At 76.4% G+C, this 16,338-nt stretch carries 7 protein-coding genes and 2 pseudogenes; 1 reads left to right on the top strand and 8 read right to left on the bottom strand.

The window, feature by feature from the left end; translation table 11 throughout:
* The first annotated feature begins 230 nt into the window (after positions 1 to 230).
* A complete protein-coding gene (locus VSR01_RS31805) occupies positions 231 to 419 on the top strand; it encodes a thiazolylpeptide-type bacteriocin (RefSeq protein WP_093711265.1) in 189 nt (62 codons plus the stop codon).
* 98 nt (positions 420 to 517) lie between these two features.
* Here the strand turns inward: VSR01_RS31805 and VSR01_RS31800 are convergent.
* The 8 genes and pseudogenes from VSR01_RS31800 to VSR01_RS31765 all read right to left on the bottom strand — a co-directional run bounded on the left by VSR01_RS31800 (position 518) and on the right by VSR01_RS31765 (position 16,334).
* A pseudogene (locus VSR01_RS31800) lies at positions 518 to 2,607 on the bottom strand (YcaO-like family protein).
* Positions 2,608 to 2,744: 137 nt separating this feature from the next.
* Positions 2,745 to 3,500, bottom strand: coding sequence for an ABC transporter permease (locus VSR01_RS31795; RefSeq protein WP_326452455.1), 756 nt, complete (start codon positions 3,498 to 3,500; stop codon positions 2,745 to 2,747).
* On the bottom strand, positions 3,497 to 4,420 hold the full coding sequence (locus VSR01_RS31790; RefSeq protein WP_326453930.1) for an ABC transporter ATP-binding protein: 924 nt from the start codon (positions 4,418 to 4,420) through the stop codon (positions 3,497 to 3,499). The genes VSR01_RS31795 and VSR01_RS31790 overlap by 4 nt, the downstream gene beginning before the upstream one ends.
* Positions 4,421 to 5,883: 1,463 nt before the next feature.
* The gene (locus VSR01_RS31785) at positions 5,884 to 6,891 is read right to left on the bottom strand and encodes a lantibiotic dehydratase C-terminal domain-containing protein (RefSeq protein WP_326453929.1); all 1,008 of its coding nucleotides are present in this window, start codon (positions 6,889 to 6,891) and stop codon (positions 5,884 to 5,886) included.
* 100 nt (positions 6,892 to 6,991) lie between these two features.
* The gene (locus VSR01_RS31780) at positions 6,992 to 10,015 is read right to left on the bottom strand and encodes a lantibiotic dehydratase (protein WP_326452454.1); all 3,024 of its coding nucleotides are present in this window, start codon (positions 10,013 to 10,015) and stop codon (positions 6,992 to 6,994) included.
* Positions 10,016 to 10,134: 119 nt separating this feature from the next.
* Positions 10,135 to 11,744: pseudogene (locus VSR01_RS31775) on the bottom strand (nitroreductase family protein).
* 161 nt (positions 11,745 to 11,905) lie between these two features.
* Positions 11,906 to 13,906, bottom strand: coding sequence for a TOMM precursor leader peptide-binding protein (locus VSR01_RS31770; protein ID WP_326452453.1), 2,001 nt, complete (start codon positions 13,904 to 13,906; stop codon positions 11,906 to 11,908).
* Positions 13,896 to 16,334, bottom strand: a complete 2,439-nt coding sequence (locus tag VSR01_RS31765; protein WP_326453928.1) for a TOMM precursor leader peptide-binding protein — start codon at positions 16,332 to 16,334, stop codon at positions 13,896 to 13,898. The genes VSR01_RS31770 and VSR01_RS31765 overlap by 11 nt, the downstream gene beginning before the upstream one ends.
* Positions 16,335 to 16,338 lie beyond the last annotated feature (4 nt).

Below are 16,338 nucleotides of genomic sequence, written 5' to 3'. Positions count from 1 at the left end.
CCTCTCTCCGCGTTCACCGCGTCCACCGCACCCGCGCCACCGCCGCCACCGCCGCCCGCCGCAGCGTTCACGACAGCAGCACCCCGCGCAGGGGTGACAGCGATGTGACAGCGATCGGCCAGCGGATGTGCCAGTGGACGCGCGTAGAAAGGGGATCGCGGCCCGAGGTGGGCCGCTGCAGCCGGCAGGCGGCGGCCTGCCGGAATTCGACCCGCCGAGAAGGAGTCACCATGGCTGACATCTCCAAGCTGGACACTCCGCTCGCCTCCCTCGCCCAGGAGATCCTGGAGCTGGAGTCCGAGACGTTCGAGATCACCGACTACTCCGACGCGAGCGAGGTCATGCTCGGCTCGTCGACCAGCTGCTCCAGCACCAGCACCTGCTCGAGCACCACCAGCACGACGAGCTGCACCGCCTGACCCCGCTCCATCTGTTCCACCGCTGGGACCGAAGGGTCCGCCGGCCGGCTCCCCGGCCCGCGGACCCTTCGGGCGTTCCGGCCCGCGTCGGGCCCGCCTCACGGGAACGGGTGCGGCACGCGCCGCAGTTCGTCCTCGCGCAGGTCCCGGTCGCGCAGTCCCCCGCGCCGCTGCGCGGTCAGCAGCCGCGGCATGGTCAGCGCCCGCTGCCGCGCCCAGCCGAAGTCGATGGGCAGCAGCCCCGGCACGATGGTGCACACCGTGTGCAGACCGGCCCGGCGCTGCTCGGGCGTGGTCTGGTCGACCACGATCACGTCGAAGCCCGCGTCCGTCAGCGCGTCGCGCACCGCCAGCACGTCCTCGCGCAGATCGGTGCCGCGCGGCCGGCCGGTGCGCTCCCACGCGGCGTAGGTGTCGGCCAACGACCGTACGGCGGGCGGCTCCAGATAACCGCGCACGTGCTCCTTCATCCGCGGCAGCCCGAACAGCGCCGCGTGGTCCGGGAGTCGGCGGACCAGGCCGAAGTCCTCGGCCATCGCCTCCAGTTCGGCAGGCCGCTCGGCGACCTGGCGGGGCAGGTGCGGGAGGTAGGTGAGGATCTCGGACACCGCGGACTCCACGGCCGTCTCCGGGTCGAGTGCCGCGCCCGCGGCGAAGGCCAGCGTGCCCGGCCCCTCGTCGCGGCGCACCGCCAGCCCGGTGACCACCGGCACCGGCAGGTCGACGCGGTTGTCGTAGACGTGCACGTCGTAGCCGCACAGCGCGGCGCGGTCGGTCATCGCGCGGATCACCGGGCTGTCGCAGCTGGCGAGGTCGATCTCGGGCAGGGGCGCGTCGCCGTACCAGCCGTTGAGGAAGGCGTCGCGCTCGATGAGTTCGAGCAGGCCGAAGAGGACCGCCTCCTCCAGGCAGCTGCCGGTCGCGCAGCCGTTGGAGCACTCGAAGACGAAGTGGTCGGCGTCGGTGCCGGCGCTGTAGTAGACCAGCCGGGCCGGCACCAGCAGCGGCCGGTCGTCGCGCAGCGAGTGCCCGCGCACCCAGGGGATCGGACGGGCGGGGTCGAACGGCGCGAGCATCGGGTCCGCGGCGTACGTCTCGGCCGTGTAGAGGCCGCATGCGCGCGGGTCCAGCGCGCGGTCCCCGAGGTTGTCGTACGACGCGGTGACCAGGCCGCGCGGCGAGCGGCGGTGGGTGCCGGCGTAGCGTTCCAGCCCTTCGAGGAACGCCAGGTCGCGGCTGGCCGCGAAGGAGTTGGCCTGGCCGCTCCAGGTGACGTCGGTCAGCCCCGCGTAGCCGCGCATGAACACCGTGCCGGCCACCGGCGCGGTCGTCGGCGACGTGATGTCGTTCCAGGTGCCCGCGCCGAGCACGCCGCAGACCTGGTTCGCGAGCGCTGCGGTGGGCAAGGGGTAGCCGCCCGGCGAACGCAGCCGGTAGCGGCCGGGGCCGGCTTCTCCCGCGATTGGAGCGTCACCGTGCCTTCCTCCGCGGGCGGTTGGTGGTGCGGGCAGAGCGGTTCCGCGAGCAGCGGCACGGTGCCGATCAGGCCGGTCTCCAGGTCGTAGCGGGTGACCTTCGGCAACGCGGCGTCGGCGCCGGTCGGTTCGGACCGCCCGGCCGACCGGCCGCGCCCGCCGCTCGCCGCGCCGCCAGACTGCGCGGCGCTGCCGCCCGCGCCGCCGAGTCGCGTGCCGCCCGCGTCGTCCCCGAACGCCCAGGCGTACAGGGCCCATACGGCGTCCGCGGTGTAGTCGGGCAGCACCGGCCAGCGGCCCGCCGCGGTCACGTCCTGCCCGGTCTCCAGCGCCTCGCGCTCGGTCCGGGTCCGCAGCCGCTGCCAGCGCACCCCGAGGCACACCCCGCAGGCGCCCGGAGCGCCACCGGCCGGGTCGCCGTCCGCCGCGCGCCCGGCAGCCGGATCGCCCGCCGCTGTGGGAGCGGCGCCGCGCGGGTCGGCATCGTCGGAAGCAGGACCACCGTCCGCGGGGGCCGCGGCCGGCGCCGGAGTCGTCGCCGCGTACGACCCGGGGCCCCATGGCCCGACCAGCACCGCGTCGGGCGTGAGGTGGACGACCGCCGCGGCGCGGTGCCGCGCCCGGTCGGGCGGCTCGGGCCGCAGCACGTCGTACGCGCCGAGGACGGCCACGGCGGGTGCCGGCAGGCCGGCCCGCGCGGCGCGCAGCGCCAGCCGCCGCTGGAGGTCGAGGCCCGCGGCCTCAAGCGGCCCGAGCGCGCCGAGCGCACCGCCCGGCTCGGGCGACGCGGGCGCCCCGCCCGGCTCGGGCGACGCGGCCGCTCCGGCCGGGGGATGAACCGTGTCCAGGGTCATGTCCGGTTGCTCCAGCGGAAGGTGCGGGCGGCGATCAGGCCGAAGACCGCGGCGAAGCCGGCGAGTCCCAGGCAGTCCAGGGCCAGCGGCCCGAGATCGGCACGCCCGGCGAGGACGTTGGTCAGCCCGTGGTCGAGGTACCGCAGCGGGAAGATCCAGGACAGCGTCCTGATCCAGCCGGGCAGCAGGTCCGCGGGGTAGAAGGCGCCGGACAGGAACGCCATCGGCACCATCACGCAGTTGGCGATCGCGGCGACCGCCTCCGGGGTGTCCGCGAGGCTGCCGACGACCAGGCCCATCGCGAGGAACGCGGTGACGCCGAGCACCAGCAGCGGCAGCGCCAGCGGCCAGTCCCCGGACAGCCGCAGCCCGAACACCGGCAGCACCGCGACGGCGGTGAAGAGCACCGCCTGCACGAGGCCGGTGCCGACGGCGACCGCGAACCGGGAGCCGAGCACGGTCGGCAGCGGCGTCGGCGTGCGCCACACCAGCCGCAGGATGTCGTCGCGCCGCCAGTGCATCAGCGCGAAGGCGGGCCCGAACAGCGCGGCGTTGCCGACGCCCCAGGACAGCACGCCCGGCGCCGTGTAGTTGATGTACGGCAGGCCGTCGTTGACCGTCTGGTCGCGGAAGAGCAGGCCGAAGACGAGCAGGAAGACCAGCGGGAAGGCGAAGGTGAAGAAGACCGTGGTGCGGTCGCGCACCGAGGCCAGGTAGGCGGCCCTGGTCAGCGCGGCGTAGGCGGTGCTCATCGGGCGTGCTCCGATCCGGTCAGCCGCAGGTAGGCGTCCTCGAGGGTGGCGGTGCGGGTCTGGATCGCGTCCATGTCCACGAACTCCCCGACGGCGACCAGCACCCGGTTGGCGGCGTGCGTCTCGATGACCACCTCGCCGCCCTCGACCAGGACGCGTTCCACGCCCTCGATGGCGCGGGCCTGGTCGGGGGTGATCCGGTCGGCGGGGACCAGCAGCCGGGCGGGCGCGGCGAGCGAGCGGATCAGCGCGTTGGGCGTGTCGAGCGCGACCAGCCTGGCCGCGATGATCGCGACGCGGTCGCACAGCGCCTCGGCCTCGTCCAGGTAGTGGGTGGTGTAGACGATGGTGCGGCCCTGCCCGCGCAGCGAGCGCAGTACGTCCCACAGCGAGCGGCGGGCCTCGGGGTCCAGCGCGGCGGTCGGCTCGTCCAGGAAGATCAGGTCGGGCTCGTGCACCATGGCGGTGGCCAGTGCCAGCCGCTGCCGCTGGCCGCCGGAGAGGGTGTCGACGCGGCTGCGGGCCTTGTCGCCGAGGTCGACGGCGTCCAGCGCGCGGCGTGCGGCCTCGCGGTCCAGGCCGTGCAGCGCGGCGACGGTCTCCAGGTGCTCGGCGGCGGTCAGCCGGGTGAAGAACGCCGAGGTCTGCGTCTGCACGCCGATGCGGCGCAGCAGCGCGATGTTGCGCGGCCACGGGCTGGCGCCGAGCACCGTGACGGTCCCGGCGTCGGCCCGGCGCATGCCCTCGACGATCTCCACGAGGGTGGTCTTGCCCGCGCCGTTGGGCCCGAGGACGCCGAAGAACTCGCCGCGGCCCACGGTCAGCGACACCCCGTCGAGCGCCCGCACCTCCCCGTACCGCTTGCTCACGCCGTCGAGCACGACGGCCGGTTCCTGCGACCGTGGCCCGGCCGGTTCCATGGGCGCCTCCGGCGCGGTCTCGTCGTGCGGTACGGATCTGGGCGCGCGTGCGGGCACGGTTCGGCTTTCGCTCTCGGTACGGGACGGGTCTTCGGTACGGACAGGGGTGTCGGTACGGGCAGGGTCTCCGGTACGGGCTGTGGCGTCGCCGCTGCGGGCAGGGGTGTCGGCGCGCGGCCCGGGTCCGGTGGGCGGGGGCGGCGCGGCGCGGGCGCGGCGGGCGGCGGCGCGGGTGCCGAGCAGGCGCAGGGCGGACGCCGCGGCCACCGCGGCGAGCGGCAGCCAGAAGGAGAAGGCGTCCCACCTGCCGGGCAGGGTGCGGCGGCAGAGCAGCCCGGCGGCGCCGATCGCGGCGAGGGCGAGCACCGCGCACAGCGCGACGTAGCCGCCGTAGACCGCGCGCAGCCGGGGCGGGTAGGCGGCGCGGGTGCTCCTGCGGGGCGCGGCGCGCAGGAACGCCCGGCTCTCGGTGGCCAGTCGGAGCGTGCCGAGGCCGTAGCCGAGTGCCTTGTAGCCGTCGAGCGGCGGCAGCGGCAGCAGGTTGAGCAGCGCCATCGCGGTGCCGAGCAGGATCAGTCCGCCGAAGAACGGCACGGCCTGCGCCGAGCCGGGCAGCAGCGCCCACACCGGCCAACAGGGCAGCAGGAACACCAGGTTGGCGACCGCGCCGGCCGACGCGACGGCGATCTGCCGCCCGCGCCCGCCGAGGAACTGCACGTCCTCGACCTCGCAGTACAGGTAGGTCATGAAGCCGGCGTAGCGGCGCAGGCCGATCTCGGCGACGCGCAGCCCGAAGGCGCGGGCGACCACGCCGTGTGCGAGTTCGTGCGCGGCCAGGCTGAACCACAGCACCACGCCGACGGCGCACAGCGTCACCGGCTCGTCGAACAACCGGTGGGTGGCGTGGGCGAGTTCGCCGAAGCTCAGCGCCTCGGCGACCAGCAGCGCGGCGCACAGCGCGAGCAGCGGGGCGAGCACCGCGGGCCGCCGGGCGAAGCCGGTCGCCCGGTGCAGCCGGTCCATCAGCGCGGGTGCGTCGGCGACCATCCGGGTCCGCCCGGACAGCCATGAGTCCCTGCCCGCGGCGGAGTTGGGGCCGCTCGCAGCCGTCGTGGCGGGCCGGGGGGCCGCGGGACGGGCGGTAGGCGCGTGCGGCGCGTCGGAGGCGGGGGTCCCGGCGCCGGCGAGCAACTGCCGTACGGACAGCAGCCGCAGCATCTGCTGCCACTGCGCCGGGCCGAGCCGGGCGCCGAAGGCGGCGGCGTACTCCGCGCCGATCTCGGCGAGGGTGCGGGTGCCGTCGAGCCGGCTGACGATGAAGTGCTCCTTGGCGCCCAGCTCCAACCGGGCCCCGGACACCGGGTCCTTGACCAGGTGCACCGCGACCGGTCCGCGCATCAGCGCCGGGCCCACGAGGACGTCGGGGCGCATCGCGGGGCGCATCTCCAGCAGGTCGGCGGTGGTCACGGCGCCGCCGGCGGCTGGGGGTCGGGCGCGGACCCGGGTCGGGGCTCCGGTCCGGGTTCGCGCAGGGCGCGGCCGAGCACGTACGACAGGTACGCCTCGTCGCGGACGCTCACCGACAACCGGTTGTTGGTCATGTGCATATACGGCGAGGCGAGCATCGGCAGCGCCTGTGCGGGGTCGGTGACGTGCAGGTCACGGGTGCCGTCCCAGGAGCGGAACACCAGGTCGCCGCGGTCCGCGAGCGCCGTGACGCGGTCCCGCAGGTCCAGGCAGTGCTCGGCCCAGCCGCGCAGGAAGCCCGGCAGCCGTTCGGGCGCGGGCTCGGCGACCGCCCGCCGGATCTCCTGGAAGCGCCGGGGCAGCGCCGCGTCCATCGACCGGTACGCGCGGTCGTAGCCGTCCTGGGCGGTGTAGTTGGTGCCGCTGAAGGCGGAGTTCCAGAACTCGTGGTAGCGGTCGAGGAAGTGCAGCAGCGCGTCGCGGTCGGCGATCAGGCATCCGCACATGGTCATCATCAACTGCGCGGACACGCCCAGCAGGACGGTCCGCAGGTGCAGGTTCATCCCGGCGGCGGCCTCGACGACGAGTTCGCTGGAGCGCTGGAAGTGCCACTCGGCGAGTTCGACGCCGGCCGGGCCGCCGTACTTGCCGTACTCCGGCTCGTACGGCTCGGGGCTGAAGGAGTTGTTGGCGCGCAGCCGCATCCGCCCGGCGGCGTCGGTGTAGCGGTCGCGCTCGCCGCCGGGGTACTCCAGCTCGAAGAGGGTGTTGTACAGCTCGGCGAGGAAGCCGTCCTTGACCTCGTAGAGCGCGGGCCTGCGGCGCAGGAAGTCCTCGATCGCGGCGGTGGCGCGCTGCGCGACGGCGTCGGCGGCGGCCGGCGAGGAGGGTCGCAGCCGCAGCCTGATGTGCGGGCCCTCCAGCCAGTAGTTGATGAAGAACCAGCCGCTGATCAGGCCGTCGGCGGTGAGGCCGGCGACCAGCGGGCGGGCGCACTGGAGCAGGAACGGGCGGGTGCTCGCGGCGTAGAAGACGTGGTACGCCTGCCAGTCGCCGCGCGGCCCGCCGGCCGGGCGCCGGCGGTGTCCGGCGCGGTGGTGGTGGTCATGCGGGGGTGTCCTGCCTTCCGTGCCGGGCGCGGCTGTCGGGGTCGGGGGCGGGCCGCCCGCCCGGGCGGGGGACGATCTCCAAAGCGACCTCGGCGACGTGCCGGCCGCGCGGGGACCGCACGTGCAGCTCGTCCTGCTCGGGCAGCATCTCCTCGAAGACGGTGCGGACCGGGCCGCCGGCCAGCAGTCCTTCGAGGGCGGTCAGCGAGAGCGGGCTGTCGAAGTCGACGTACTGCGGTTTGGCGCCGCCGCCGAAGGCCGCGGCGGGTCCGGTGCCGTCGTCGGCGGGCCGAACGGTGGCGAACACCCGCGCGGGCAGGCCGTGTTCGCGGCGCCAGCGCTGCCAGGCCAGGTACCAGGCGGCGTCGTCCGCGCCCGGCGTACGGACCGGCAGCGCGCCGGGGGCCGCGGTCCAGCGGCGCCGGTGCAGCACCAGGCTGCGGTAGCGCACCCGGGGCCGCGAGGTGACGCCGCCGCGCTCGGGGCCCTCGGGCACCCCGCGCCACGCCTCCGGCCGGGAGCGCGAGGTCGGCGAGAACAGCAGCAGGGTGCGCGGCACCTCGGGCAGCACCATCGGCACCAGGTAGCCGAGGTAGAGCGGCACCACCTCGCGCCCCAGCCGCCGCGACCGCAGCACCAGCCGGTCCCGCTCCGCGTCGTGCTCCGCGTACAGGTCGTCCAGGTCCAGCCGCGCGTCAGGGGGCGCGGTGCTGGTCTCCCCCGGGCAGACGATCTCGTAGTCGGTGAGCCGCCCGTGCAGATTCAGGTTCGTCGTCGCGGCCCCGGCGGTGACCTCCGCGAACACGGCGCCGTCCGGCTGCACCTCCCGCAGCCCCGACCGCAGCGCCGCGCTGCCCGCGGTGGAAGCGGACGTCGTGTCGAAGCAGTGGGTGAAACGGGTGAAGGGGAAGGCCAGGCCGCCGTAGGAGTTGTTCAGGACGACGAGGGGGTCGTCGCGGCGGTCGGCGAGTTGGACGAAGTGGCTGTGGGGGTCGAAGGCGGACCCGAGGGGGGCGAGTTCGGCGCGCACGGCGTCGATCGTGTCCTCGTCCAGCACCAACTCTGCGGCGTCGGCGTCGCGTTCGGAGTGGGCGGACCACAGCGCCCGCATCCGCCGGGTGAACTCCGCGCGGGCCCGGTCCAGCGCGGCGACCTCCGGCATGCCGAGCCAGTTCTCCTCCGGCGCGTGCGAACCGTCCTCCGCCCAGGGCGATTTGAGCGCCGTGAACTGGAGGTACTGCGTGAACACGTCCTCGTGGAAGTCGTGCACCAGCCGCAGCAGGTCGTCGCAGCGCCCGCCGCGGCCGTAGCGGGCCAGGAAGAAGCCCTTGAGCACCAGCCGCTGCGGCAGCGCGACGTCGAAGGCGGGCAGGATGCCGGTGAGCGCCCGCAACGGCTCCGCGGCGAGCGCCTGCCAGCGCTCGGCGTCCGCGGCGACCGGCCGCTCGCTGACGTCCTCGTAGAGCAGGGTCTGCGGCAGCGAGGCGTCGGCCGCGCCCAACGACCTCTGCACGTCCAGCAGTTCGCGGCGCAGCGCGGCGAGCAGCGCGCGCCGTCCCGCGGCGTCGGCGGCGGCGTACGCGTCGACGTGGCCGGCCGCCGCCTCCAGCCGGTCCGCGGTGGCGTCGGCCCAGTCGCGGCCAAGGTCGCGCAGCGCGGCCTGGAAGTCCCGCAGTGGGTCGGCGGAGTGGACGTCGGTGGCGAGGCCCGCGGTCTGGAGCATGCCCAGTTCCAGCAGGGCCGCGCAGTAGCGGGCCGCCTCGTGCGGCGGCGCCCCGGTCTCGGCGGCCAGCCACGCCTCCAGGTCGGCGTGGCGCAGCGCGACGCCGTCCGCGAAGAGCGCGAGCAGGCGTTCCAGCATGCCGCGGCGGCGCAGGAAGAACAGCCGGTCGTGCGCGGCGTCGAAGCTCACCGCGGCGCTGTCGTCGCCCGCGGTCACCGAGCGCCGCACGAACCGCACCCGGTCCTCGTCCAGCTCCCAGCCCGCGGACAGTGTGACCGGCAGGTCGGCGCGCCGCGCGGGGTCCGCGGCGATCAGCTCGGCGAGACGGGCCAGCACCACGACGTTCAGCCGGGGGTGCCCGGTCCACTCGCCGTCGGTGCGCACCTCGCCCGCCCCGGCCCGGAACTCCCCCGGCGCCACCGCGGTGAAGGTGCTGAACGGACTGGTCTTGCACGCGGTCCGGTAGAGGTACGCCAGCAGCGAGCGCTCCTTCTTCCGCGCGCGCTTGTCGGGGGTGTACGCGGGCGCGCGGCCGCGCCGCGTCCCGCCGCCCTCCGCCGCGGCGGTCGCGGCGGTCGCGGCGAAGACGCCGGCCCCGCCGGCCGCCCGGACCACCCCGCTCGCCCCGGTCCCGCCGGTCGCCGCGACCTCGGGTGTCACGCCCGTCGCCGCCTCGAACTCGGCGACGAACGCGTCGAGTTGCGCGTCCAGCGTCGGCGAGGCCAGCACCAGCCCGCGGCGCAGCCGGTCCTCGCGGGCGAGCACGCGCAGCCGCGCACGGGCCCGGGCGAGTGCCGCGTCGACCAGCGGGCCGCCCTCGGCCAGCAGCGCGGCCAGTTCCTCGCGCCGCGCCAGCCACGCGGTCAGCGCCGCCGCGCCGTCGGGGTCCAGCCGGGCGGCGACCGCCCGCACCGCGCCGGCGTCCTTGGGCAGCCGCGCGTTGAAGACCTCGCGCCGCACAGCCAGCACCGCGCGCCGCTCGCGCGGGTCCTCGACGGCGGTGACCAGCGCGGTCAGCGGCGCGTCCAGGTCGGCGGCGAGCGCGGCGAGCGCGTCCTCGGCGGCCGGCACCCGCGACGCCCATGCCGCCGCGTCGGCGTCCCGCAGCCCCTCCACCGCCTCGAACGGCAGCCCTGCCAGCCGCAGCACGAACCTCCGGTTCAGCTCCCAGTCCTGGCCGTCGGCGGCGGCGCCCGCCGCGTCAGCGGTCGCCCGCGCCGACGCGCCCGCGCCCGCGGGAGCCGCCGGGGGCGCCGTCCCCGTCCCGTTCGCCGTCTCAGCCGCGGTCGCGCCCATCGCGTCCACTCCCCTCCGTCGTCGTTCCGCGCCGCACCGCGTGCCGTTCGTCGTGCCGTACCGCGTACCGTCCCGCGCGCTGTTCCGCGGGCATCGCTCCCCTCGCCATGGCCGGGCCGTCAGGCGATCTCGTAGCGGAAGTCGGCCGGGCGGGGGCGCTCGTGGCCGATCATCATGAGCAGCAGGGGGAGTTCGCCGGTGGCTTCGAGGTCCAGGTCCTCGCGGTAGGACAGGGCGTCGAAGCCGAGCGCCACGCCGCACGCCAGGCCGGCCGCGGAGGCCGCGGTGTAGACGGCCTGGGAGATGCCGCCGACGACCGCGTTCACCAGCCGGTAGCCGCGGTCGCCGACCGCGTCGAGCACCGCGTGGGTGCGGGCGGCGGGCACGATGACGGCCGCGGCCTGCTCCAGGTTGTAGTTCGCCAGGAAGTAGTTGCGCTGGAGGAACTCCCCGGGCGGACCGGGGCGGACCAGCCGCAGGGTGCGGTCGGCGCGGTCGTAGACGTAGCCGCCCTGCGGCACGCCCGCGACGTGGTTGACGAAGACGTGCAGCCGGGTGAGCGGCGGCCCGCCGGGCGTCTCGGCGTCGCTGCCCAGCCGCCCGGCCGCGTCCGCGGCGGCCAGCACGGTCGACAGCGCGGCGGAGGCCAGCGGCGTGGTCGCCTGGAAGCGGCCGAAGCTGCTGCGCCGGGCCCGCAGCGCCCGCCGCACCCCGGCGTCCAGCGGTTCTGGCGCGGGCAGCGCGATGCGTTCGCCGCCTGCCGGGACCCGCGGCGGCAGCGCGGCGTCCAGCGCGCCGGGGCCGGCCGCAGCGCCGCGTCCTCCAACGTGGCGGCGTGCACGGCGGTGTTGGTCTCGAAGACGGTGAGGCGGCGCGAGCGCTCCTGGTCGGTGTGCCGGACCCGCGGCCCGGGCGTGGTGCCCGGCTCCCCGGTGGCCGCCGTGTCCCCGGACGCCCGTACGGAGCCCGCGCCGCGCCACCGCAGCGGGACGACCGCGAACACGCCCTCCTCCTCGGGCGTCACGCCGAGCAGCCGGCCGAGCGCGGGCTCGTCGAACCAGAAGGCGGGCCCGAGGTCGAGGCCGTGCGCCCGCGCCCAGATCCGCCAGGTCTGGAGCAGCGCGCCGGTGTCCATGCAGACGACGTGGTAGCAGAAGCTGTTGTACTTGAAGGCGTTCTGCCAGAACCGCACGCCGAGCACGAGGAACTGGTCGTGGCCCGCGGCGGGTCGGCCGACCGCGGCCCGCACCTGCGGCGTGACGTCGCCCGCCAGCAGCCGGCGCAGGGCGTGGTGCCGGGTGTCGTAGTAGTGGACGCCCGGGGTGAGCGGGCCGCCGGGGCCCGCGATCAGGTGCACGCCGACCGGGTAGAGCCCGCCGCCGGAGGCGGACCCGCGCGACCAGTTGGCCTGGGTGTACATCGGCAGCGTGCCGAGGTCGGAGTTGGCCTGCACGGCGAGCCGGCGGTCGACCAGTCCGTAGGAGTCGCGAAGCATGCCGGCCAGCAGCGGCAGCGTGAACTCCCCGTCCCCGGAGGGTCCGTGGAGTCCGCGCTGGACGGTGGAGGCGGCGTCGTCGGCAGGTCCCTCGGGCAGCGGGAAGGCGGGCGCGGCAGGGAAGTGCTTGCCCTTGCGCGGCCGGTCCTCCCAGTCGGGCACCCAGTCGACGGGCTCCATGGGATACCTGCCGCGCCGGACGATGGCGGTCGCGTATTCATGGGCGAATCCCACGGCTGCTCCTCTCCTCTCCAGTCCAGGCCGTTGCCGGCCGGTGCGAGCCGGTCCACGCCGGGCGGCGCGTGGTGGTGCGCGGTGCGTCGTGCGTGGTGCGTCGTACGTGGTGCCCGTCGTACGGGCGCGGTGCGTCGTGGCGCCGGGGCGCCGTGTCCGGGTCAGGGGAACGGGTGCGGAGCCGGGTTGAGGTCGTCGGCGGCCAACTCCCGTGGCACGAGGCCGGCGTCGCGCAGGGCGGCGCGCGTCCTGCGCATGTGCCGGGCGCGCTGCCTGGTCCAGCCGAAGTCGATGGGCAGCAGCCCGGGCACGATCACCCCCGCGGTATGGAAGCCGAGTTCGCGCTGCTCCGGCATGGTCTGGTCGACCGCGATCACGTCGAAGCCGGCGCGCGCCACCTCGGCGACCACGTGCTCGACGTCGTCGCGCATGTCCCGGGCGGGCGGCACGGTGTCCCGGGCGAGCGCGTGCAGCGGCGTGACGGGGGTCGCCTCGCGGCGCAGCAGGAAGTCCGCGTACCGGGCCATCTCCGGCAGCCCGTAGAGCAGCGGGTGGTCGTGCAGCACCTGGACCTTGCCGAAGTCGGCGGCCATCGCGCGCAGTCGGCGCTCCTCGCGCAGCGTCCTGCGGCGCAGATTGACCGCGTCGGTGGCGATCTCGCACAGCCCGGCGGCGAGCGCGGCCTCCGGGTCGAGCCCGGCGCCGGCGCCGAAGCAGAGCCGGCCCATGCCGCCGTCGACGCGTTCGGCGACGGCGGTCACCACCGGCACCGCGAACGAGACGCGGGTGTCGAAGAAGCGGGCCCGGTAGCCGTACATCGCCAGCCGGTCGATCATCGCGCGGGTCTCGGGGCGGCGGCTGCCGGACGGGTCGATCTCGGTGAGCGGCGCGCGGCCGTACCAGGCGAGCAGGAAGGCGTCGCGCTCGATCACCTCCATCAGCCCGAAGTAGACCGCTTCGGCCGGACTGCCGCCGGACGCGCAGCCGTTGCTGCTCTCCTGCACGAAGCGGTTGGTCAGGCCGCCCGGCGCGTGGTAGTACGCGAGGATCTCCGGGACGAGGACGGGCCTGTGGTCGCGCAGGCTCCAGCCGCGTACCCACGGGACGGGACGGGCCGGGTCGAAGGGCCGCACGCCCGGCTCGGCGCGGTGGAACTCCTCGGAGTACAGGCCGCATATGCGCGGGTCGAGCACCTGGTCCCCGTACTCGGCGGCCAACTCGTCGTAGGCGGCGGTGAGATCGGTGCGGCGGCCGCGCGGACGCATCCCGGCGAAGCGCTCCAGGCCCTCCAGCAGGCCGACGCGGACGCTGGAGCGGTAACGCGCGGTGTGCCCGCCCCAGAAGCACTCGCGCAGGTAGTCGCCGGAGCGCAGCAGGAACGAGCCGATCGCCGAGGAGGTGGACGCGGAGGCGAGGTCGGGCACCACGGAGGGCCCGAGCATCCCGGCGGCCGGGTTGACGAAGGGGTCGAGCGGCACGTCGTAGGCGTCGGCGGGCCGCACCCGGAAGGCGTCGGGCGCGCGCTTGGGCGAACTCGGCACGTCCAGGCGGGCGTCGACCTCGCTGTCGGCCGGCCGGTCGCCGCACACCGGGCACTCGGCGTCGGGCACGTAGCGGAACGGCGTGACGGCGAGCGTCTCCAGGTCCACGAGGTAGGCGTACGGGAAGCGTCCGCCGCCGGGCGGGGTGCGCCTGGCCGCGAGCACCGCGGCGAGCGCGTCCGCGACGAACGGCACGGCCCACGGCGCGGTCCCGGCCGCCCGGGTCGCGGTCCCGGTCTCCAGCGCGTCGCGCAGCCCCCGCGTCCGCACGGCCTGCCACCGCCGCACCAGACACCGTCCGCACGCCGCGCCCCCGCCCGCCCCGCCGAACGGCCCGACCAGCGCGTGGTGCCCGTAGACGTACACCCCGGCCCCGGACGCGGACGCGCCGCCGCCGGGCGGCTCGTCCGGGTCGACGCTCAACTCGTCGCGCAGGCCCAGCGGGAGGGCCGATACCGGGGTGGCCAGGGGCACGGCGGACGGGGCGCCGTGGTGGGCGGACAGGGCCGCGGTGATCGCCGCGGACAGGGCCGCGAGCGGGGCGGGCGGCGCGGCGCTCGCGGTGTCGGCGACCGCGCCCGGCGGGGCGGCGCCGGGCCGGGGTCTGAGGTCAGTGGTCATCGGCCGGTCCCGCCGTGCCGAGCAGGACGCGGGTGGCGTGCAGCGTGCCGGCCGCGAGGTCGGGGCTCGCGGCGGGCACCGCGAACAGGTCCTGCCCGGCCGCGCGCAGGGCGGCGGCCAGGCCGGCCCAGTCGGTGCCCGCGTCGAGGTCGGGCGCGGCCGCGCCCTCGGCGGTGAGGGCCGCGGGGTCGAGGTCGGGCAGCAGCGGATCGCCGGTGTCGGGGTCGCCGTGCGGGGCCGCCGCGGCGCGCGCGGGGTCCGCGCCGGCTTCGGCCGACGACGGCCGCTCTTCGCGGGCGAGTTGGGCCGCGCCGAGGACGTCGCGGACCGCCTCCAGGAGCGCGTCGCGGCGCCGCAGCCCCGCGGCGACCGCCCAGCGCCCGTCCGCCGTGGCCAGCACCACCGGCGCCGGGTGCGCGGGCGGCGCGCCCAGGTCGAGGATCTCCAGCGGCGTGCCGAGGTTGGCCGCCGACCGTACGAGGAAGGTGAGTTCGGCGTCGCCGGCCGCTTCCAGCTCCGCCGGGTCGACGGCCCGGACCGGCGTCCTGCCGTGCAGGGCCGCGCGCAGCGTGGCGTGGGCGAGCGCGCTGAGCACGCCGCGCGCGGTCGCCTCGGCCGGGGTGCGTCCCGCGCCGGTGCCCGCCGCGGTGGGCTCCGCGACGCGGTCGGCGTTGTACGGGCCGAAGGTGCGCAGCGCCGCGGCCGGAACGAGCACGGTCCGGCCGTCGAGCAGCGAGGTCGCGGCGTGCCAGGCGGCGATGTCGCGCCGGCCCAGACCGGAGGCGACGGCGAGCCCTTCGGGGTCCACCGGGGCCCACGTGGCACGGGCGGACTCCAGCGCGGGCCCGGTCAGCGGGTCGTGGAGCGGCACGACGTGCTCGGCGTAGACCTCGGCGGCCCGCAGCAGCGCGCGCAGCCGGGCGCCCGCCACGTGGTGGACGTCGAACGCGGCGACGGTGCGGCGCCCGCCGTGCCCGGCGCCCAGTTCGACCGCGCTGACCTTCAGCGGGGTCTGCGCCCACGTCTCGTCGTCGAACCGCCGGAAGACGCCGGCGGTCTCCTGCACCAGGACCGCCCGGTCGGTGATCTCCGCGAGGGCGGCCTGCGCGGCGTCCTCGCTCTGCGCGTCCTCGACGGCCGACCCCGGCCGGGCGGCGGCCCCCGCGGCCGTCCCTCCGGTCCGGGGATCCGTCTCCTCGGCCAGCGAGGCGAGGTGCGGCACGGTGTCGACCGGCGGGCGGCGCGTCGCGCAGGACGGGCAGGCCGGGTGCGGCAGCAGCGGCTCGGCCACGGTGTCGAGCGAGTCGAGGTGCTGGACGACGAGTCGGCCGCGGGTCTCGGCGGCCAGCGCCTGCGTGGTGAGGCGGAAGACCTCGTAGCCGAGCAGGTTGCCGATCATCGCGGCGACCGGGCCGCGCGCGGGGGCGGGTCCGGAGGCGCGGCGCGGTGCGGCGGGTGCGAGTCCGGCCCACAGGGCGGCGGCGTCCGCGGGGTCGCCGTTGGCTTCGAGCCGCAGCACCGCGCAGGTCAGGCAGCCGGTGGAGGTGTCGGTCAGCAGCGGGCCGATCACGGTCGACCCGCCGTACGCCCAGGCCGGTACCAGCATCCGCCCGGCCGGCACGTCGGCGAGGGCCGCGGCCTGGCGGGCGGCGTCCTCGCCGGTGACGAGCACGATGTCGTAGTCGCCCAGGTCGGCCCAGGACCAGAGGAACTCCGCTGCGGCGCCGCCGCGTTCGAGGGTGCGCAGGTCCACCGGGCAGCCCTGGCCGACCAGTTCGGCGGCCTCCGCGCGGACGTCGGCGACGTCGTCGCCCACCGCGTCGAGACCGGCCGGCACGGCGACGGTCGCGCAGCCGTTGCGGATCAGCGACAGCGCGGCCCAGCGCGCGACCTGGTCCTCGCCGAGCACCGCGACGCGCGCGGTGCGGAAGCGCAGGAACCGCGCGGCGGCGTCGTCGGCGTAGTGGTCGACGTAGTCGATCTGCGGGGCGAAGCGCTCGGCGACGGCGGGTTCCGGCGCGGGCGCGTCGGCGGCCGGCGGCTCGGCGTCCCGGGCGAAGCCACGCGCGTAGAGCGTGCCCACGAGCTGGGTGATCATGTCGCGCTGCTTGTCACCGAGGCCGGCGCAGAGCGCGGCGACGGTGTTGGCGCCCGTCAGGTGCGGCACGATGATCGAGGCGAAGCGGTACGCCGAGGGCATCACGACGCTGAAGCCGCCGCGGGCGTTGTGGAAGTGCACGCCGCCCGGGGTCTGGGTGTAGAGCACGTCCCGGCGGATGCGCGGGCGGGTCCCGGCGATCGCCTCGTACGCGGCGAGCGCGGCGTCCGTGCCGGGCGTGCCGTTCGGGCCGCCGGGGGCGGCGGCGCCGTCCGTGCCGTGCGGGTGCTGCGTCGCGCGCGACTCGCGCGTCTGCTGCGGTGCCACCATGTCA

The sequence above is a fragment of the Actinacidiphila sp. DG2A-62 genome (assembly GCF_035825295.1).
Taxonomy (GTDB): Bacteria; Actinomycetota; Actinomycetes; order Streptomycetales; family Streptomycetaceae; genus Actinacidiphila.
This window is presented reverse-complemented; position numbering and strand designations above follow the sequence as displayed.